Source organism: Flammeovirgaceae bacterium (assembly GCA_015180985.1).
Classification (GTDB): Bacteria; Bacteroidota; Bacteroidia; order Cytophagales; family Cyclobacteriaceae; genus UBA2336.
Window position 1 is genome coordinate 2,435,886 of the sequence record CP054185.1, and the last position, 19,984, is coordinate 2,455,869.

The following is a 19,984-nucleotide window of genomic DNA, read 5'->3' on the forward strand; positions in this document are numbered from 1 at the left end:
CTGATTGGTGAGCAACCGCCATGTATTATCTTTAATTTATCGGAGGAGTGTTCGTCTTTGCGCTGTACACCATCTTCGATCCCCACCACAAAAGCCCTTACGTTGACCGGTGGAACATGCGGATGGGCTTTGAGTACATACTAAAAATGCGGAATAAAAGCCTGTTGAAGATAAAGCCGAAATACATTAACCAGTAGTTAATATAATATAAAGCAAAAAAGTCCCGCGCCCCGGGACTTTTTTGTTTACCTAAACCTAAACCTATGAGAAGAATTACTCTACTCAGCCATTCTTAACGGCATGAGCGTATTAAGGTTTCGGCTATGCGGGCAATTTTTTTATAAATTATACCAGCGGAAGGGCTATTTCTTCAGTTTTTCAGCAAACACCTTTTTAAACTTATCCACCTTTGGCTGGATAACATACGAGCAATACGGGGCGCTGCCGTTCAGGTTATAGTAGTTCTGGTGGTAGTCTTCGGCTTTATAAAATCCGGTAAATGGGCTAATCTCTGTTACAATAGGGCTTTCAAACGCTCCGGAGGCATCTAGGTTTTTCTTGTATTTTTCAGCCAGTTGTTTTTGTTCAGGTGAATGGTAAAAAATCACCGACCGGTATTGTGTGCCTACATCGGCACCCTGCCGGTTAAGGGTAGTGGGGTCGTGGGTTTGCCAGAAAATCTCCAGCAACTCATCGAACGAAATTACTTTCGGATCATAAGTGATTTGGACAACCTCGGCATGACCGGTTAACCCACTGCAAACCTCTTTGTAGGTTGGGTTTTTGACCCGCCCACCTGCATAACCTGATTCAACTTTTTCCACGCCTTTTACGCGTTGAAAGATGGCCTCGGTACACCAGAAGCAACCGCTTCCGAATGTGGCAAATGATAGACTTTGATTCATGGTGGTTTTCGTACGGTTTTCCTGGCTATAGCATGCAACGGATAGCAGGGCAATGAATATAATGGTAAGTCGTGTAAGCATACCTCATTAACTGCCTGGCAGGTAATTTGGTTTAAGCATTTAAATAAATCCGGTGATTTTGTCTTACAGCTTACATCAATAGTTCTGGTAAAACTGGCGGATAGCCGGTATCAGCTGGTCGTATATAGGGCTGGCAAAAGCCAGAAACATGGCCTGCGCATCAGGCGGATAGGCCTCTTTACGTTTACACAGTTCAACCTGTTGCGGGGTAAGGGCGCGCTCATCGCCATTAAATTTACCCCAGGTGGCATTCCAAACGTACCGCCCCGGAAATTTTCGATGAGTAAGTACGCCACCGGTTTTGGCATCAACCACAATCATGCTAAGCAGGCCTTCTGAAACTACTTCTTTACGAACGGTGGTAACTTTGGCTGAAACGGTGTTGTAAACCGGCACCGTTTTACCATCAACCTTGGCTTCGCCAACTTTTACACTGTCTTTGGTTACGGTTTCTACGCGTTCGTTTACGGTAGTATTACCCACCGAAAAGTCATCAAAATGCAAACGCAGGATGTGGTCCGTTCGGGGCAGGTTAATGTTCTTCGCCTCACCGGGTGTAAAGAAGCGTACAAAGTCGCGCTCGGTATAATTGCGGTGGAGGTATTCTTCTACTTTATCCTGGAAGAATCCGCCACTCAGGTTATAGCGGTTCGGTACAGCCACCTGGTCAACCACTACAAAAACCGTTGCTTCAAATTTGGCTTTATCCAGGTACTCTACAACGTCTTTATAGTTTGGCACGTATTGATTGGCTTCGGCAAACTGAAAGTAGGCTCGTTTTGCATCGGCCCGGGTTCCTTTCATTAATGAGTTGATGCCTTCGTTATACAGTTCATCAGCAGCTTTTTCTTTAACAGATCCGAGTTGGTCGTAGTAGTTTTTTGGATTCGGAATTACTCGTAATGCGCCCGGTGCCTGGCGGATGGCTTCGTACATGTTGTTGATTTTCTGATACGACTCCAGGGCATTTTTCCATTTTGTATTTGAATTGGAGGCAATTTGATTTTTTGCATCCGTTTCGAGCCACTCCACGGCCATCGGATAACTGTTGCGAAGGGTTTCTTTTGATTTGTCATGATCCGGATTTTGGCGCAGCCGCCCAATGGCTTGCATCACTGCCCCATAGTAGTCGCCCCGTTCAAAGGCCTGTTTACCTGAAGAACAACCGATTAAAAAACTCAGTACGAGCAGATACAGGAAATTTCTCAGCATATACTTTTAGTTGAACTGATTACAAAATAAGTGCCCGAATTTAGCCAGATTAATTCTTTCCGGAAGGAAAAAAATAAACCAGAATATCATCTACTGTATCGCGCCAGTTTCCCCACGAATGCCCCTGGCTGGTTTCAGTATAATGATAGGTACAGGTGTTTTTATCAAATATTTCTTTCATTTTCTGAGCTCCTTCCCGGGCATCGTTGATGGTGCCGGTGGTCAGGAAGATTTTAACCGGGGGCCTATCGGCCTGTTCACAAAAGTTGTAGATGGCCGGCTTAAACCAAAATGCCGGTGACTGGATGCCGGCCATACCGAAAATATCCGGCCGTGAAAAAGCGAAATAGGCAGCCGTTAACCCGCCCATGCTGGTGCCGATGATGGCCCGTTCGTCCGGGTTGGGTGCGGCCTTTAGTTTTGATTCAACCAGGGGTATTAATTCATCGGTAAAGAACGAAAGGTATCGGTCGTTCATGGCCAACTCCTGCATTCTGCGGTTGTTCGATCGGTTTACCGGTTCACGGTGATCGACCAGTACAACCAGCAGGGGTTGTATTTTATTCTGATTGATCAGGTTATTTAGAATCACCTCCAGATTACCCAGCTTGGGGTGCAGGTATTCGTACGCGTCAGTAAAATAGGCTATGGCATATCTTCCGGAAGATTTATAGTTGGGTGGATAATAAACAGAATACATTACCTGATAGCCGAGCACTTTACTGGTAAGAAGGATGTCGCGTTCTAATGTACCGGCAGGTGTACCGGGTATGGGTTGCGTTATCTGATCAGGCTTCCAATCCGGCATTCTTAGTTCCGAGTTGGGACTACCACCACCAACCCCTGACCATTGCTGAAGGGGGTTGGCCGGATCAAGGATCCAGTCCTTCTCATTTAACAGAATTTTGTAATCAAGCCGGGCATCTTTCGGAAAAGAAGCCTTGGCCATCCACAGGTCAGTACCCCTAAGTCGGGTACCGGTAAGCGGGTAATTTGTTTTATATCCCCAATTGTTAAAATCACCTCGCCAGGCTACCTGGTTGGCCTTGCCACGAAACAAAAACAAAACGGAATCCTTATCAGCTAAAGGAATTTGGCCATTGTTTAGCAGCGAGTTCCATAGCCTGTTTAAGTCGGTATTCCGGAGAGAGTCTGATGAGATGGCAGCTATTCGATTCAGTTCTGCTGTAACATGGCCAATCAGCGCATAATCCTGCGCGAACAGCCGACAAGTCAGCATGCATACAAGGGGTAGCAGTTTCATTTTGCTGAGCGGATGATCACTTCATCATGGTCATCTACACGTAAACTTAACAAACCGGCAATAATCATTGAAATCCCTCCTGTAACCAGGATATAAATGGATTCGCCTTTGAAGAAGTGCGTCAGCATAAATCCCAAAATAGTGCCGGCAATAATTTGGGGGATCACAATAAAAAAATTAAACACGCCCATGTAGTAGCCCATCTTTTCGGCAGGTAATGAACCGGAGAGCATGGCATAAGGTATTGATAGAATACTGGCCCAGGCAATGCCTACACCCACCATTGAAAGAATAAGCAGGCTTGAATCCTGTAAAAAGTAGAAAGACATCAGGCCCATACCGCCCAGTACCAGTGCAACCAGGTGGGTTACTTTGCGGCTGGTGTATTTAGCGGCCACGGGTAATACAAATGCAGTTAAGGCGGCCACACCATTGTAAACCGCAAACAGAAAATTCACCCAGTCGGCTCCCTCATTATAGGCTTTTCCCACCGTATCGGTAGCCTGATAAAAATATTTAGTTACAACGGGTGTAGTGTAAATCCACATGGAAAACAAAGCAAACCACGAGAAGAACTGTACGCGTGCTAATTGTACCATAGTTTTAGGCATATTCATAAAATCGCTTGCCATGTGCACGATGCCAAGGTAGGAGCGTTGTTTCCGTATATATAAAGCCGTCAACAGAAATATAGCACCGAAGATTATCAGGCCACCGGGCAATACGTACAATTCTTTTTCAACGTTTCTGTTAAAAATCAGGGCGGCAACTACTGTTCCGAGCAATAAAAGCATTGCCCCGGTTTTTACAAACCGCTTCCGATTTCCTTCTTCATTGTCCAGTTTTCGTTTTTCGCGGCTTTTCAGTTTTTCATGTTCTTCAGCGGTAGGCGGATATTCTTTGGTGCTGAAAACCGTCCACATAACAGTGACGAAAAGCATGAACGCTCCGACATAGAAGGAGTACTTAACCGAATCCGGTACAGTTCCCACTTGGGCTGTATTTGCAATTTTTAGCCAATTTGAAAAGATGTAGGGGAGGAGTGAGGCGACAACGGCACCGGTTCCGATAAAAAAACTCTGCATGGCAAACCCGGCTGTACGCTGGGCCGGTGGCAGCAGGTCGCCAACAAATGCACGGAAGGGCTCCATGCTGATGTTGATGGAGGCATCCATTATCCAGAGCATGCCTACTGCTACCCACAAAGCCGGTGAGTTGGGCATAAAGCAAAGCGCCAGCGAAGCCATGATAGCTCCAATAGTAAAATATGGCCTCCTGCGGCCCCAGGTAGAGTGCCAGGTGCGGTCGCTGTAAAAACCAACAATAGGTTGTACAATCAAACCGGTTATAGGAGCGGCCAGCCAGTAAACGGCCAGGTCTTCCGGTTTGGCTTCAAGGGTCTGAAAGATGCGGCTGGTATTGGCGTTTTGCAAAGCAAAGCCGAATTGAATGCCGAGAAAACCGAAACTCATATTCCAGATTTGCCAGAAACTGAGCCGGGGTTTGTTTACTTGACTGAGTGAACTCATACGTTAGTTAATTCCATCTGATAGTAAAAGTATCAGCGTTGTTTTCAAAAGCAATTATCGTTACCGGTTCTTCCGGTGCCGGATCAGGATCTGTAATAGGATCATATTTTTCGAGCGGCTCAAAAAAGCGGTTTATGGCCTGGGTAATGTTTTGTAACTGGCCGTTAACAGTTACCTGATTTACTTGTGGGAAGCCATGAAGAACAACATTCAGTGATCGGATTCCTTCGGTAAACTGGCGATGCAGCTTTTCGATAACAATTCCTTTGGCCGCACCGTTAAGTTCGATGTGCCATAACGCAAAGTTTCCATTTGAATAATTAAAGGTATGGCCATCATCCCAATACAGGCGAACGGAGGAAGTAGTTAAAGAAAAATACACATGAAGTTCCAATGTACCAGAATGTGACACCGTGTTGAAGCCGGGCTCCTGCATGGCTATAATAGCCCCTTCTTTTACAAACACCGGCAACCGGTGTATGGGGCACTCAATCAGAAATTCCTGGGGACCTGTGTATTGTTTCCCATCATACAACGAATACCAGTTTCCTTCAGGTAAATACACCCGGGTAATGTCCTTTGTACTTTCAACGGGTGCCACCAGTATAAACGGCCCGAAAAGATACTGGTGATGGTACCGGTGATCATAAATTTTTGAATCATGCGTGTAATCAATTGCAAGCGATCGTTGTACCGGCATGCCGGTTTGAACGGCCTCGTAAAATGCTGAATAGATATAAGGCATGATACGGTACCGGAATCGGATATAGTTTCGGCATATTTGTTCTGCTTCTTCTCCGTACGTCCAGGGTTCGGCATCGCGTGAGTTTATCATGGAATGCCCCCGGAAGAAAGGGGAGAAACTGCCGATAGTAAGCCATCGTGTAAATAGTTTACTATCGGCATTGCCTACAAATCCGCCTACATCGTATCCGGCAAAGGCGATACCGGTTAAGCCCATGCTGTTCACCAGGCGTACACCCAGCATCATGTGTTCATCATAGGCCACATTGTCGCCCGTCCATACCGCTGCGTAGCGCTGTACACCCGAAAAGCCTGAGCGTGTAAGGTTGAATGGCCGCCTGCCGGCCAGCAGGTTTACGGTGCCTTCGTAGGTGCTTCTGGCCATCATCAGGCCGTAGATGTTGCGGCCCCTGCGCATGGTGGATTTGTTCCCTTCAAAATCAAGTTCAATATTCTCCGGCAGCATGTGGCCCCAGGTGGCAATCTCGTTCATGTCGTTCCAGAAGCCATCAATACCCAGATCGGTATAGGCTTTAAGTTGATTCATCCACCAATTTCTGGTGTCGGGTTTGGTAAAATCGGGGAAGTGACACCAGCCGGGCCACACCTGGCCGGTGTAGTTGGTTCCATCCGGGTACTTTAAAAATACATCGTGCTTTAGGCCGTCATCATAGGTCTCGTATCCATTTTCAACTTTAATGCCCGGGTCGCACATAACCACCACGTGAAAACCCAGGTTTTCGAGTTGCTGAAGCATGGATTTTGGATCGGGAAAATGCTGGTTGTCCCAGGTAAAGATTTTGTACTTCTCCATGTAGTGGATGTCGAGCACAATAACATCGCAGGGTATATTTTTATCGCGAAAGGTATTGGCAACACTCAACACTTCCTTATCGGGATAATAACTGTACCGGCATTGCTGGTAACCGAGACTCCATTTTGGGGGTAAGCTCATCCGACCGGTAAGGTGGGTGTATTGGCGGATGACATCGGCAACCGAAGTTCCATAGATAAAGTAGTAATCCATTTCGCCCTGGTCGGCCGAGAAACTGGCGAATCGGTTATTGGATGCACCAAAATTGAAGAAAGATTTATGTGTGTTATCGAAGTAAATGCCGTAGCAGAGACCATTGTGAATACCCATATAAAAAGGAGTGGAGCAATACAGCGGGTCGGAGCCTGCATGGTAACCGTAGGCATCGGTATTCCAGTTCTGATAGCCACTTCCTCTTCGATCGAGCGGACCTGTTTTTTCACCAAGACCGACAAAGCGTTCACCGGGTTGTAGTTTCTTATAAGTTGTAACCTGCTCGCCATTCCAGCAGGTGCCCAGCGGATCATCTTCGTTAATAACCTGTTGTGCCGGTGTAAGAAATGCAAATCCTGAATTTTGCTTTCGGATATTTACCGTTAACGCTTGAGTTCGAAGGGAAATGAGGTTTTCATCTTCCATTACGGAGAACTCAGTGTTTTCGGGATGCGCAATAACGGCATACGAAAAATCTTCAAACTGCTTTTCGGTTGTACAGGTGATACGGATAACAGAACCCGAGAACAACTGTACTTTTACCAGCGCCTCGTTGGTATAAAAAGTAATGCCATCGTGTTGCTTTGTCCATTCTTTCAGATTTCCTAATGAACGGGTTGCAGTTTTAAAACGGCTCATGCTTGCAGATAAAGTTCGGCAACCAATATAAATGGAAAATACCGCAATGCCTGAATGGAATTTAGTGAACTACACAGCAAACGTTTTCGAAGGAGGGAGTCAGGCTTTTTTACGCAAAGAGGATTCTCTTACTATTAAGCGGGTTTTAAGTATCCGGGTTTCGGGTGGGACAACGGCATTTTCTTTTCCTTGCTTTTCAATCTGCCGGATGAGCAGTTTGGCTGCCTCCTGCCCCATTTCGAAACCGGGTTGATCAACCGATGAGAGGGGAGGGTCCATCAATGCGCTGAAGAACCAGTTGCTGAACCCGACTACGGCAACATCATCAGGAATTTTTAATCCACTTTGTTTAATAGCCTGCATGGCGCCCATAGCCAGCAGGTCGTTGTTGGCAAAAATAGCATCGGGCCGTGGGTTAAATTTCAATAATTTTTCAGCAGCTGCTTTACCTTCGTCCAACGAACCGGTCGGACAAATGATAATCAGTGATTCATCAGCGGGCAGCCCATTTTCGGTAAGTGCATCGAGGTAACCCTTTTTACGGTCTTCGGCAATGGCCAGGCCGGGGGCTGATTCGAGGTGTGCTATGCGCTTGCATCCTTGTTTAATAAGGTGAAGAACCGCCTCATGTGCGCCCACGTAATCATCAACAATAACTTTGCTGGTGTTTGGATTGGTGTACATCCGGTCAAAAAATACAATGGGAACTTCTTTGGCCAGGATGGACTCAATGTGTTCATAGTTTTTGGTTTCGCGCGAGATGGAGATGAGCATGCCGTCAACACGGCTGTTAAAGAGGGCTTTCAGGTCGGTGGCTTCGCGTTCAAACGATTCATTGGATTGGGTGAGGATGACGTTGTAACCTGCTTCGTAAGCCACCGATTCGATGCCACTGATTACGGTTGAGAAGAAGAAGTGCACAATTTCCGGAATGACAACGCCTACGGTATTCGTTTTACTTTGGCGAAGGCTCAACGCTACGATGTTGGGCTGGTAGTTAAGTTTTTCGGCCAGTTCGTTAACGGCTTTTTTTGTGTCAGGGCTGATGTCGGGGTGGTCTTTTAATGCACGGCTCACCGTGGAGGGCGAAATGCCCAGTTCGCGGGCGATGTCTTTAATGGTAACCTGATTGAACTTCATACAGCTAAGGTAAGCAATCAATGCAACATGTTGCACAAACGTTTGAAAATCATTTTGAAAGAGATTTTTTCAATACCCCCGTTCACAGGCAGGTTTTATTTTTACAGATGCCGTGAATGATTGTGATTGTATTTTATTTTTAAGCGGTGCAAGTAAATTGAAGTTGAATGATTCGGAACATACTTTTTATTACGGTATTAATCTTTTTAGTCTTTACTGTAAATGGTAAAGAAGCAATTAACCCCACAATTACTCCCGTTTTCTTTACACCATCAACCACCATTACCGTTACGTACGATGTTACAGGTACCCCACTTGCTAATTTAACCACAGCGTATATCTGGGTGTGGATTCCCGGTAAAAACACCAATGCCATCTATAACATTAACCCGGCAAATGCCACGGCAGCACCTGCCATGTTTACCAAAAACCTGGTTGGCGGACGGACCTTATTTTCAATTACATTTACCCCATCAGCATTTTTTTCAGGCAGTATTGCTGCCGAAACTTCCATCGGCATGTTGCTTAAAGGCCCTGACTGGAGTAATGGCCAGACAACCGATTACATTGCCAATTTTTGGGATGGCAATTTTAAAGTTCAACTTACCTCTCCGCAACAACAACCCCTCTTTGTATCAAATCTTGACATAATTCATATTGAGGCACAAACACCTGTTGTTGCAACCTTTCAACTCTTTGTTAATGGTAATCTGGTTAACTCGCAATCGGGAATTACGGTCTATTCGTACGATCATCAGGTTACTGAAGTGGCGGGCGGCAGCACGGTAGCGGTAGTAGCCCAGGCGGGTGCTGCATCAGACAACGCCTCCTTTCAGTACCTCATTTCAACGAGTAGTCCCGTACAACCCAGGCCAAGTGGTGTAAGGCCCGGAATCAATTACCAGCCAGATAATACGCGGGCTATTCTTTGCTTGTGGGCCCCGGGCAAAAACTCAGTTTATGCCTTTGGTGATTTCAGTAACTGGCAAGTGCTGCCGGAACATTTAATGTTTCGGGATGGCGAGTATTTCTGGATTGAATTAACCGGACTACAACCTCAGCAGGAATATGGTTACCAGTACCTGGTTAATGAACAACTTAAACTGGCCGACCCGTTTGCTGATAAAATTCTTGACCCGCTTGATCAGTATATCTCACCATCAGTTTATCCGGCTCTTAAACCTTATCCGGTTCAGGCGCTTAATTCAGCTGACTATTTTAATCGTGTTTCTGTTTTTCAAACAGGTCAGGTACCATTTACCTGGCAGATCAGCAATTTTCAAAAACCTGCCAAAGAGAACCTTGTTATTTATGAAGTTCTGCTTCGTGATTATTTCTCAAGCCAACACCGAACATACCAAAGCCTGCTCGATACGCTGTCGTACCTGAAGCGCCTGGGCGTTAACGCAATTGAGTTAATGCCCATTATGGAATTTAATGGGAATGAGGGGTGGGGCTATAACCCTACCTTTATGTTTGCACCTGACAAATACTATGGGCCCAAAGAAAAGTTAAAGGAACTGGTTGATGCCTGCCATGCTAATGGAATGGCTGTAATACTGGACATTGCTTTAAATCATCAGGATATTCCTAACCCGATGGTGCTGCTTGATTTTGATTTTTCCACTTTCAGGCCAACAGCACAAAACCGTTGGTTTTTTACTCAAGCCAGGCATCCGTTTAATGTCTTCTATGACATGAACCACGGCAGCACCTACACGCAACAGTACGTGGATACGGTTAATTACTACTGGCTTAAAGAGTATAAAATTGACGGTTTCCGGTTTGACCTTTCCAAGGGTTTTAGCACAACTAATTACTGCACAACCCCAAACTGCGATACCGGGGGGGAAGTTGCGGCCTGGAGCGGGTATGATGCAACCCGCATTGCTTTATTGAAGCGGATGGCTGATAAAATCTGGAGTCACTCTCCGGATGCCTATATCATTCTTGAACATCTGGGCTCAAATACCGAAGAAAAGGAGTTGGCAGAATACCGATACAGCGAAGGCAAAGGAATGTTGCTGTGGGGTAATATGAATCATGCCTATAGCCAGATTAGCATGGGCTACGGCTCCGATGCTGATATCAGCGGAGTTTATTATAAAAACCGTTCGTGGGAAACACCGGGTTTGGTGGCTTATATGGAGAGTCACGATGAGGAAAGAATCATGTACAGAAATTTGACAAATGGTAATTCGGCCTCGGGATACTCTGTGCGCAATCTCAGTACGGCATTAAACCGGATAAAGGCCGCGTCATTACTGTTCTATACCGTGCCCGGTCCGAAAATGCTCTGGCAATTTGGTGAGCTGGGTTATGATTTCAGCATCAACCAGTGCGTAGGTGGATCGGTTAGTTCAAATTGCAGGTTAGATCCCAAGCCGGTTGTGTGGGATTATTACAATCAGCCCTCCAGGCAATCGCTGTTTTATTACACGGCCGATCTCATACGTTTGAAGAAAACGTATGATGTTTTTCAGTCGGGTAATTTATTAATGACTACCGGCAACTCCTTAGTTAAGCAAATAATTCTTCGCAATGAGCCTTATACAGCTGCCCCCACATCAGCTGATGACATGAACGTAGTTATTGTAGCTAATTTTGATGTTGTACCTGTAACGACCAATATATCCTTTCCACACACCGGTGTTTGGTTTGACTATTATTCCTATGGAATGCCCATCACGATTTCATCAACCTCTACCAGTTTTACTCTGGCACCCGGTCAGTATCGGCTTTTTACCGATGTTGAAATTGAAAACGGCATCGTGACCGGGATTGACCGCACCGCTTGGGAGCCTCTGGTGCTGGATGTTTTTCCAAATCCATTCATCAACAGATTAAATTTGAAAACCGATATGCTGGTTGATAAGGCCTGCCTGATAAACATAACCGGTACACGTTTTTGTTTAACAAAGATTTCCGATACAGAGTGGCTTGTACCCGCCCTGGCTGGTGGTGTGTATATTCTGGAACTTGGCCTGCGCAACCGGATTGTTCATGTAAAAGTTGTTAAAGAGTAACACCTGCATGGAGGCTTGTATTTTTGATTTAGATGGGGTTATTGTTGATACCGCCCGTTTTCATTTTTTAGCATGGAAACGCCTCGCTTCAAAGTTGGGAATTGAGCTTACCGAGCAGTACAACGAAAAGTTAAAGGGGGTAAGCAGGCTTGATTCCTTGAATTTTATACTTGAGTTAAAAAAAATTAAACTGACCGAGGATGAGAAAATGCAACTGGCCGAAAAAAAGAATGCCAGGTTTGTTGAATATATTCATGCGATGAATCCCCGCGATATTTACCCCGGTGTTCCCGAGTTGCTTTCCGAATTAAAATCCGTAAAAATAAAAGTCGGGCTTGCCAGCAGTAGCAAAAATGCTCATTTGGTTTTGGCTCAACTCGGAATTTCCGATCAGTTTGAGGTAATCGTTGACGGAACAATGATTACCCACACAAAACCTCACCCCGAGATTTTTTTAAAGACAGCCGCCCTGCTTACTACGCCACCGGCAAAGTGCCTGGTTATTGAAGATGCTGCAGCCGGGGTTGCCGCTGCCAAAGCAGCCGGTATGAGCTGTATAGGAATTGGCGAGAAGTCGGTTTTAAATCAAGCCGATCTCGTGGTTAATAATATTGCTGAACTATCATTAACGGTGCTTAACCAACTTATGCAACATAGATAATGTAGCAATGAAACAGTATTTAAAGCATGATCCGTGGCAAATTATTGAAGAGGGGTTTAATCCGCATGTCAATAAGGTTTCTGAAAGTATCTTCAGCATTGGTAACGGGCACATGGGCCAGCGGGGTAATTTTGAAGAAGCCTATTCAGGCGAAAGCCTGCAAGGCACCTATGTGGCTGGTGTATATTATCCTGATAAAACACGGGTAGGCTGGTGGAAGAACGGGTATCCTGAGTACTTCGCCAAAGTGTTAAATGCACCGAGATGGATTGGCATTGGGGTAAACATCGAAAAACACGAGTTGGATTTGGCAACAGCCCGCGTTGAATCATTTTATCGCATACTTGATATGCGAACAGGCTTGTTAACCCGGCAGTTTGTTGTGATGCTGCCTGACGGTAAGAAGTTGGAAGTTGAAAGCAAGCGGTTTTGCAGCATGGCCCAGGGCGAAGTGGGCGCAATTTCGTACACACTCCGGGCAGTAAACTTTTCGGGCGTGGCCCAACTTACCCTGGATGTTGATGCCGATGTAATTAATCAGGATTCAAACTACCAGGAGAAATTCTGGGATGAAGTCTCTAAAGATTCATATCACCAACGCGTTATAGTAACCGCCCAAACAAAGAAAACACAATTTCAGGTTGCTACCGGAATGAGTTACCGGGTTCAGTCGGGCGGTAAACCTATTGAGCCACGGAACATGCAGGTTATCCAGCGCGAGAAATACGCAGCTCATGTTTTTGAGGTTGAGCTTCAGCAGGATAAGGCCGTTACTATTTACAAATATGCGGCAGTACTATCTTCCCTTAATCATCCGCAGGAAAAGTTAACGGAGCGGTGCCAGGCCATATTGGATGGTGCCTTGCAAGCCGGTTTTGATGACCTTTTTCAGGCCCATGCGCACACCTGGCAGCGTAAATGGGAGGAGTGTGATATTACCATTGAAGGAGACGTAGCTGCACAGCAGGGAATACGGTTTAACATTTTTCAACTAACCCAAACCTATACGGGCAACGATGAACGCCTGAATATTGGGCCTAAAGGATTTACGGGCGAGAAGTACGGAGGCAGCACATATTGGGATACCGAAGCGTATTGCATCCCCTTTTTTTTAGGAACTGCCCCGCCACGGGTTGCCCGGAATCTGTTGATATACCGGTACAAACACCTTGCCAGGGCTATTGAAAATGCGGGCAAACTGGGGTTCACAGGGGGTGCGGCACTTTATCCAATGGTAACCATGAATGGTGAGGAATGTCATAATGAATGGGAGATAACCTTTGAAGAGATTCATCGAAACGGAGCGATTGCCTATGCCATTTACGATTACGTTCGCTATACCGGTGATGAAGGCTACCTGGCCGACTATGGCCTCGAAGTTTTGATCGGGATTGCACGGTTCTGGTCGCAACGGATTAACTGGTCGGAGGATAAAAAGAAATACGTGATGTTGGGCGTTACCGGTCCTAACGAGTATGAAAACAATGTAAACAACAACTGGTATACGAATTATATTGCTGTTTGGACCTTGCGGTACACCATAGAGGTACTCAATCACGTTAAAGTCACGGCAGCCGACAAATGGAAGGCTCTGCAAAATAAAGTAGCATTTTCTGAAACCGCTGAACCGGCCCGATGGAATGACATTGTGGCCAATATGTATTTTCCTTACGACAAAACCAGAGAAATATTTCTTCAGCAGGATGGGTTTCTGGATAAAGAATTGATTCCGGTAAGTGCCCTTGCCGAGCAGGATCGGCCGCTTAATCAAAAATGGTCGTGGGATCGTATCCTTCGCTCGTGCTTTATTAAACAGGCCGATGTGTTGCAAGGACTGTATTTTTTTGAAGAGCAGTTTACTTTGGAAGAAATAAAACGCAATTTTGATTTCTATGAGCCGATGACTGTTCACGAGTCTTCGCTTTCGCCATGCGTACATTCAATATTGGCTTCCCGTTTAGGTTATTATGATAAAGCGTATGAAATGTACCTCCGCACCAGCCGGCTTGACCTTGACGATTACAACAACGACACCGAGGATGGCTGCCACATTACCAGCATGGCAGGTACATGGATGAGCATTGTAAAAGGTTTTGGCGGAATGCGGGTGCAGGATGGAAACCTTCACTTAAAACCGTTTCTCCCACAGCAGTGGAAGTCGTATTCCTTCCGGTTGGAGTTCCAAAACCGGATAATTAAAGTAACAATTACAAAGGCAGGAACAGATGTTAAACTTATTGCGGGTAACGATTTAAGCATAATTGTTAATGGCATTGAGCGAAAACTCATGCTAAACTGATTTGTGTTTAAGCCGGGCAATTTTGCAAACGTTTGCGGGTACGTTTCCGAAAAAAATCGGTGTGAAATCTGTATTAATAGCCGATTAACTTTTTTATTTTTATTCAATTAAACCTCAACCTATGATAAAGTTTCTACCAAAGATTACTGCATTCTTTGTTTCTGTTGGACTCATCGTCAGCGGGTGCGACAACGGTAATGCGGATGTCACAATTTTTGACTCACCACCGGAAGTAACCGTTAGTAAACCCAACTCGGTTACCTCTAACGTTAACTTTACAATGAAATTGCGGTTTCGTGACGGAGCCGATCCCAGCATTTCAAGTTCTCCGTTAAGTTCTGCAACGTGGGAAATTACCCTGGGTCCTACAGTTATTCAAAGCGGCTCACTTGATCTGTCAGGTGTTTTACAGGATGTGGATGTTCCGGTTACAGCCTTAGCTATTGGTACACCCTCTGATGATATCAACACCTACAACCTTTACAACTTGCGGGTAATTGCCGAGGACCAGAATGCCAACAAGGATACCGTAGATGTTCCATTCCGCGTGGTTGGAACCGTTGGTATTATTGGTGATGCTACCCCCGGTGGTTGGGGAGCAAGCACCGCAATGACGCGCGATGCATCAGACCCTGATTTGTACAAAATTACCAACGTTGTTCTCACCTCCGGTGAGGCAAAGTTTCGCGCAGATAACTTCTGGGGAATTAACTGGGGTGCGGCTGCCTTTCCAAGCGGCACCGGTACATTTAATGGTGCAAATATTTCGGGTATTACACCGGGCACCTACGATGTTACCCTTAATGTCTCTACAGGTGCTTACAATTTTGTGAAAAAGTAATTAGCCTAACCAAACCCTACTTATGATAAAGTTTTACCAGTCCATACGCTGTTGCCTGGTTGTTATGATGGCAGCGGCATCAGTCAGTGCATTTGCACAACGAATAAACGTAACGGGACGTGTCACCTCATCCGATGATGGCTCCGCGCTACCGGGAGTTAATATTTTAGAAAAAGGAACCAACAACGGAACAATAACCAATGCCAATGGTGACTTCTCCATATCAGTTGCCGAGAACGCCACCCTTGTTGTTTCTTTTGTTGGTTATGCCACTCAGGAAGTAGCAGTAGGTGCTCAAAGTGTAATTAATATCTCATTGAATGCTGATATTACAGCGCTGGAGGAGGTAGTAGTAATAGGTTATGGTTCGCAGGAACGCAAAGAGATTAATAGTGCAGTTGCCAGCGTTTCTGCCAAAGATTTTAACCGCGGTAACGTTACAAGCCCCACGCAATTGTTAACCGGAAAAGTGGCCGGCTTGTCCGTTTCGAGGGCCGGTGGCGATCCGAACCAGGCACAAACCCTTCGGTTACGGGGTATTACCACGTTTGGTGCGAACTCCGAACCACTTATTGTTATTGACGGTATAGTCGGTGCGAGCCTGGATAACGTTGATCCTAATGACATTGCTTCAATTGATGTTTTGAAGGATGGTTCAGCGGCCGCCATCTACGGTACACGAGGTTCCAGCGGTGTAATCATGATTACAACCAAATCGGGTAAAGCAGGCCGGGGTAACTATACCAATGTAGAATACAATGGATTTGTTTCCGTTGATAACGTAGCCAACAAAATAACGGTTTTAGGCCCATCCGAATTTGTTGCCCGGGGCGGCCAGGATTTCGGTTCACAAACCAATTGGTTTAATGAATTAACCCAAACCGGGTATTCCTATACCAACAACTTAACGGTTTCGGGTGGTACCAATGCCGGTACAACCTATTCGGCTTCCGTAAATTATCGGAATAACGATGGCATTGTAAAGGGGGTTAACTTTCAGCGGTGGAATACCCGATTGGCACTTGGGCAGGAAGCTATGAATGGCAAATTGCGATTTAATTTTGCAGTTGCCTATAACGACAGAAAGCAAGAAAGTATTAACATGGCCGCTTTCCGGTATGCCGTTATTTATAACCCGACAGCACCTATTTTTGATAATGATGAAACGGATGTTGATGGGGGCTATTTTCAGCGCGACCTGTTTGATTTCTTTAACCCAATTGCATTAAGCAGGCAGCAGCAGTTTGTTGGTGAGCGAAAAAATACGCTGCTAAATTATAGCGCAGAATATGACATAATTCAGGATCTTACCGCTAAAATCAATTTTGCCCAGACTCGCGAAACTGGTTTAGATGGTGCCTTCTGGAGTATCTATGACAAGGCCGAAGGTGCAGGAACCCATGGTTCGGCAAGGCGCAGTACCTACGATAATACGAATGACCTGTTGGAGTTTACCCTCAAGTACAACCGCAAATTCGGCACCGATTTGAATAGTGAATTCTTGTTGGGTACGGCCTCGCAGAAGAGAACCTTCGAAGGGTATGCTGTTCGCGTAAAACAGTTTTTGTATGACTACACCTCGTTCTACAACCTCTCATTCGCTTCCAATCGCGAAGGGGTTAACACAGAAGCTTCAGGCTACCGTTCGGAGGACGTACTTTTATCAACTTTCGGTAGAGCAAACTTTAATTATAAAAATACCTACTTCTTCTCAGCAACGGTTCGGGCCGAATCGTTTAGTGGATTTGGTGAGAATGAAAAGACCGGTATTTTTCCGGCAGCCAGTGCCGGTGTTCAACTCAGCGAGTTATTTGATTTAGGCCCTGTAAGTAACCTGAAGTTCCGGCTATCGTACGGTGTTACAGGTGCCTTGCCTCCCTTCTCCGATTTAGCGCTCCCTGTACTTGTTCCTGGAGGTACGGTTGATTTTGACGGAGACCCCTCTACTGATGATGACCAGTTTGTTATCGCCAACCAGGCCCGCGATCCCAACCCGACTTTAAAATGGGAGGAAAAGACAGAAATTAACGTGGGTGTTGATTTTGGTTTCTTCGGCAACCGCCTTACCGGTGCTATTGAGTACTACACCAGAAACATCGATGATCTGCTGTTTTCTGTTTCCATCCCAACCGGGGCGCCCAATCCGTTTGACCCAAGTCAACCGGCTAACGTAGCAGGTAATGCCTGGGCTAATATCGGGCAGATTAAATCAGCGGGTTTTGAGTTCACAGCATCGTATAACGACATACCCATTGGTCCGGTAAAATGGACGCCCAGCCTGAACTTTACTATTTATGACAAACCGGTTATCGAATCGTTTAGCGTAGGCGACTTGGGTTTTGGTGAGATTCGCCTTGCAACTCCAGGTTCGCCCGGACAGAACAACAACGAAATTATACGAAACATTGCCGGCCGGCCACTGGGCGATATGTACGGACCGGTATTCCGTGGGATTGATGAAAATGGCAACTATGTGTTAAGCACCACCGACCCTGATGAGTTTGTAGTGGTAGGTAATGGTTTGCCCGATGGTGAATTTGGGTTTACCAACACGTTTACGTATAAAAACTGGGATTTAAACTTCCTGCTGCGGGGTGTATTTGGTCACGATTTGTATAACTCGTACAGAGGATTCTATGAAAACCGCGATGCGGCCTCCAATACATGGAACAGCGTTGTAACCGATAAAACCCCGTTTGTTACCCAATCACCTACCTTCAGTTCGCTGTTTGTTGAGGATGCTACTTACCTGCGGCTGGATAACGCAACTATCGGGTACAACTTGTCAGCTAAAAACCCTGTCTTTTCAAGAGCCAGAATCTACCTGAGCGGGCAGAATTTGTTTACCATTACTGACTACACCGGAATTGACCCTGAGGTACGTTATTTTGACACAGAAAACGGTAACACGTTCACCACTAACCTTGCCCCAGGGTTAGAACGCAGGAATACCTACTTTACCACCCGAACCTTTACATTTGGAGTTACATTGACCTTAAAATAATACACCGATGAACAGCAGAATAATTAAAATACTGACAACGGCCATTGTGCTGGTAGCATTAGGTGCCTGCGAGGCCCCCGATCAGGAGTTGTTTAGTGTTATACCAAAGGAAATTCAGGATAATACTACTGATCCTACTGCTTTGAAGGCGATTGCTCAAAGCGCTTACGTTCCGCTGATCGGAACCTGGGGTGGTCACAATTCACTGTGGTCAATGCACGAGGTTTCTTCCGATGAGATGGTTATCGCCCAAAAGGGTGCTGACTGGGAAGATGGCGGGCAATGGATCCGTATGCACCGCCACCAGTTTAATCCAAGTGAACAATCCATTGGTAACGGCTGGAATTATTGTTATTCCGCAATTGGCCAACTCAATAACCTGTTGAAAACGTATGGAAGCAACCCGTTGTTGCGTTCTGAACTGGAGTGCGTTCGGGCCTTGGTTTATTTGTGGCTAATTGATGCTTATGGTAATGTGCCCATTGTTACTGAAACTTCAACCGATCCAACTCCGCCAACCAATACAAGGCAAGAAGTTTTTAATTTCATTGAAACGAGTATTCTTGATAATATCGATAACCTCCGTCAGGAGAAGACTTACGCATCAATGAACTACTATGTTGCCCAAACGATACTGGCCAAGTTATACCTGAATGCGCAGGTTTATACCGGCACCGCTAAGTTTACAGAAGCCGCAGCAGCCGCAAATGAAGTCATCACCAGCGGGTTGTACTCATTAGAAGCGAATTATCTCGATAATTTTAAAACGAATAACTCGGGTTCTAATGAGAACATATTTGTTATCAACTATGATGAAAATAACGGAGGTGGATTTAACCTTGGTCAAATGACAGGGCATTACCTTACCCAGCAGACATTTAACTTACAGCAGCAACCCTGGAATGGGTACGCCACCCTTGAAGATTTTTATAATTCTTATGCATCAAATGATACGCGCAGAGGCAGTTTTCTGGTAGGACCTCAGTTTTCGTCCACCGGTGTTCGTTTGAAGGATTTAAGCGCTGAACCAGGTGATCCGGATGGCCAGGATCTGACCTTTACTCCTGAAATCAATGAGTTGGCGCCCAACAGTTTTCGGCAGGCGGGTGCACGGGTTGGCAAGTGGGAGTTCCGCCTGGGTGCTGGCCCCAACTTAAGCAATGATTTTCCGATTTTCCGTTATTCTGATGTATTGCTGATGCGTGCAGAAGCCCTGTGGAGGTTGAATCCTGCCAGTACAGAAGCGCTTAATCTGGTAAACCAGGTACGGGCCCGTGCGCAAATTAACCCACTGGGTGCTTTAACGGCTGATGACCTGCTTGCTGAACGTGGCCGGGAAATGTTTGCTGAAGGCTACAGACGCTCCGACCTTATTCGCTTCGGGAAGTTTAATGATGCATGGTGGGAGAAACCCGCTTCAGCGGCATTCAGGAATTTATTCCCGATACCACAAGGACAACTCCTGGTTAACCCTGACCTTGTACAAAATCCCGGGTATTGATTTCATAGGTTATAACTATTTGTTTCGAAGAAAGCGTCAAATTCTGACGCTTTCTTGTTTTATTGTACATTAGTTAGCTAATTGGTGAAACTGTGTGGAGGTATTCTTTTG

At 45.7% G+C, this 19,984-nt stretch carries 12 protein-coding genes; 6 read left to right on the forward strand and 6 right to left on the reverse strand.

The window, feature by feature from the left end:
• Positions 1 to 362 precede the first annotated feature (362 nt).
• From msrA to HRU69_11390, 6 genes are all read right to left on the reverse strand, one after another.
• A complete protein-coding gene (gene msrA, locus HRU69_11365) occupies positions 363 to 986 on the reverse strand; it encodes a peptide-methionine (S)-S-oxide reductase MsrA (protein ID QOI98045.1) in 624 nt (207 codons plus the stop codon).
• A gap of 75 nt (positions 987 to 1,061) precedes the next feature.
• Positions 1,062 to 2,198, reverse strand: a complete 1,137-nt coding sequence (locus HRU69_11370) for a hypothetical protein (GenBank protein QOI98046.1) — start codon at positions 2,196 to 2,198, stop codon at positions 1,062 to 1,064.
• A 49-nt stretch (positions 2,199 to 2,247) separates the two neighbouring features.
• The gene (locus HRU69_11375; protein ID QOI98047.1) at positions 2,248 to 3,462 is read right to left on the reverse strand and encodes a hypothetical protein; all 1,215 of its coding nucleotides are present in this window, start codon (positions 3,460 to 3,462) and stop codon (positions 2,248 to 2,250) included.
• Entirely contained in the window at positions 3,459 to 4,991 is a 1,533-nt protein-coding gene (locus tag HRU69_11380; protein QOI98048.1) for an MFS transporter, read from the reverse strand. The genes HRU69_11375 and HRU69_11380 overlap by 4 nt, the downstream gene beginning before the upstream one ends.
• 7 nt (positions 4,992 to 4,998) lie before the next feature.
• Positions 4,999 to 7,401, reverse strand: a complete 2,403-nt coding sequence (locus HRU69_11385; protein QOI98049.1) for a DUF4968 domain-containing protein — start codon at positions 7,399 to 7,401, stop codon at positions 4,999 to 5,001.
• Between the two features lie 99 nt (positions 7,402 to 7,500).
• Positions 7,501 to 8,541: a LacI family DNA-binding transcriptional regulator gene (locus HRU69_11390; GenBank protein QOI98050.1), complete on the reverse strand. Its 1,041-nt coding sequence runs from the start codon at positions 8,539 to 8,541 to the stop codon at positions 7,501 to 7,503.
• Between the two features lie 167 nt (positions 8,542 to 8,708).
• On the opposite strand from HRU69_11390, the gene HRU69_11395 reads away from it, so the two are divergent.
• The 6 genes from HRU69_11395 (at position 8,709) to HRU69_11420 (ending at position 19,873) form a co-directional block, all read left to right on the forward strand.
• Entirely contained in the window at positions 8,709 to 11,567 is a 2,859-nt protein-coding gene (locus HRU69_11395) for an alpha-amylase (protein ID QOI98051.1), read from the forward strand.
• Between the two features lie 7 nt (positions 11,568 to 11,574).
• Complete coding sequence (gene pgmB / locus HRU69_11400) at positions 11,575 to 12,228, forward strand: beta-phosphoglucomutase (GenBank protein QOI98052.1); 654 nt, start codon at positions 11,575 to 11,577, stop codon at positions 12,226 to 12,228.
• A gap of 7 nt (positions 12,229 to 12,235) precedes the next feature.
• Positions 12,236 to 14,527 (forward strand): glycoside hydrolase family 65 protein, encoded by a 2,292-nt coding sequence (locus HRU69_11405; protein QOI98053.1) that lies wholly within the window; start codon positions 12,236 to 12,238, stop codon positions 14,525 to 14,527.
• Between the two features lie 121 nt (positions 14,528 to 14,648).
• Positions 14,649 to 15,368: a hypothetical protein gene (locus tag HRU69_11410; protein QOI98054.1), complete on the forward strand. Its 720-nt coding sequence runs from the start codon at positions 14,649 to 14,651 to the stop codon at positions 15,366 to 15,368.
• A gap of 22 nt (positions 15,369 to 15,390) precedes the next feature.
• Positions 15,391 to 18,372 (forward strand): SusC/RagA family TonB-linked outer membrane protein, encoded by a 2,982-nt coding sequence (locus tag HRU69_11415; protein ID QOI98055.1) that lies wholly within the window; start codon positions 15,391 to 15,393, stop codon positions 18,370 to 18,372.
• Positions 18,373 to 18,379: 7 nt separating this feature from the next.
• Positions 18,380 to 19,873 carry a RagB/SusD family nutrient uptake outer membrane protein gene (locus HRU69_11420; GenBank protein QOI98056.1) on the forward strand — a complete coding sequence of 498 codons (1,494 nt, stop codon included), beginning with the start codon at positions 18,380 to 18,382 and terminating at the stop codon, positions 19,871 to 19,873.
• Positions 19,874 to 19,984: the final 111 nt, after the last annotated feature.

Excerpts from the sequence above, each read along its gene's own strand:
- msrA (QOI98045.1), bottom strand. The coding sequence starts at position 986 with ATGCTTACACGACTTACCATTATATTCATTGCCCTGCTATCCGTTGCA.
- HRU69_11370 (QOI98046.1), bottom strand. The coding sequence starts at position 2,198 with ATGCTGAGAAATTTCCTGTATCTGCTCGTACTGAGTTTTTTAATCGGT.
- HRU69_11375 (QOI98047.1), bottom strand. The coding sequence starts at position 3,462 with ATGAAACTGCTACCCCTTGTATGCATGCTGACTTGTCGGCTGTTCGCG.
- HRU69_11380 (QOI98048.1), bottom strand. The coding sequence starts at position 4,991 with ATGAGTTCACTCAGTCAAGTAAACAAACCCCGGCTCAGTTTCTGGCAA.
- HRU69_11385 (QOI98049.1), bottom strand. The coding sequence starts at position 7,401 with ATGAGCCGTTTTAAAACTGCAACCCGTTCATTAGGAAATCTGAAAGAA.
- HRU69_11390 (QOI98050.1), bottom strand. The coding sequence starts at position 8,541 with ATGAAGTTCAATCAGGTTACCATTAAAGACATCGCCCGCGAACTGGGC.
- HRU69_11395 (QOI98051.1), top strand. The coding sequence starts at position 8,709 with ATGATTCGGAACATACTTTTTATTACGGTATTAATCTTTTTAGTCTTT.
- pgmB (QOI98052.1), top strand. The coding sequence starts at position 11,575 with ATGGAGGCTTGTATTTTTGATTTAGATGGGGTTATTGTTGATACCGCC.
- HRU69_11405 (QOI98053.1), top strand. The coding sequence starts at position 12,236 with ATGAAACAGTATTTAAAGCATGATCCGTGGCAAATTATTGAAGAGGGG.
- HRU69_11410 (QOI98054.1), top strand. The coding sequence starts at position 14,649 with ATGATAAAGTTTCTACCAAAGATTACTGCATTCTTTGTTTCTGTTGGA.
- HRU69_11415 (QOI98055.1), top strand. The coding sequence starts at position 15,391 with ATGATAAAGTTTTACCAGTCCATACGCTGTTGCCTGGTTGTTATGATG.
- HRU69_11420 (QOI98056.1), top strand. The coding sequence starts at position 18,380 with ATGAACAGCAGAATAATTAAAATACTGACAACGGCCATTGTGCTGGTA.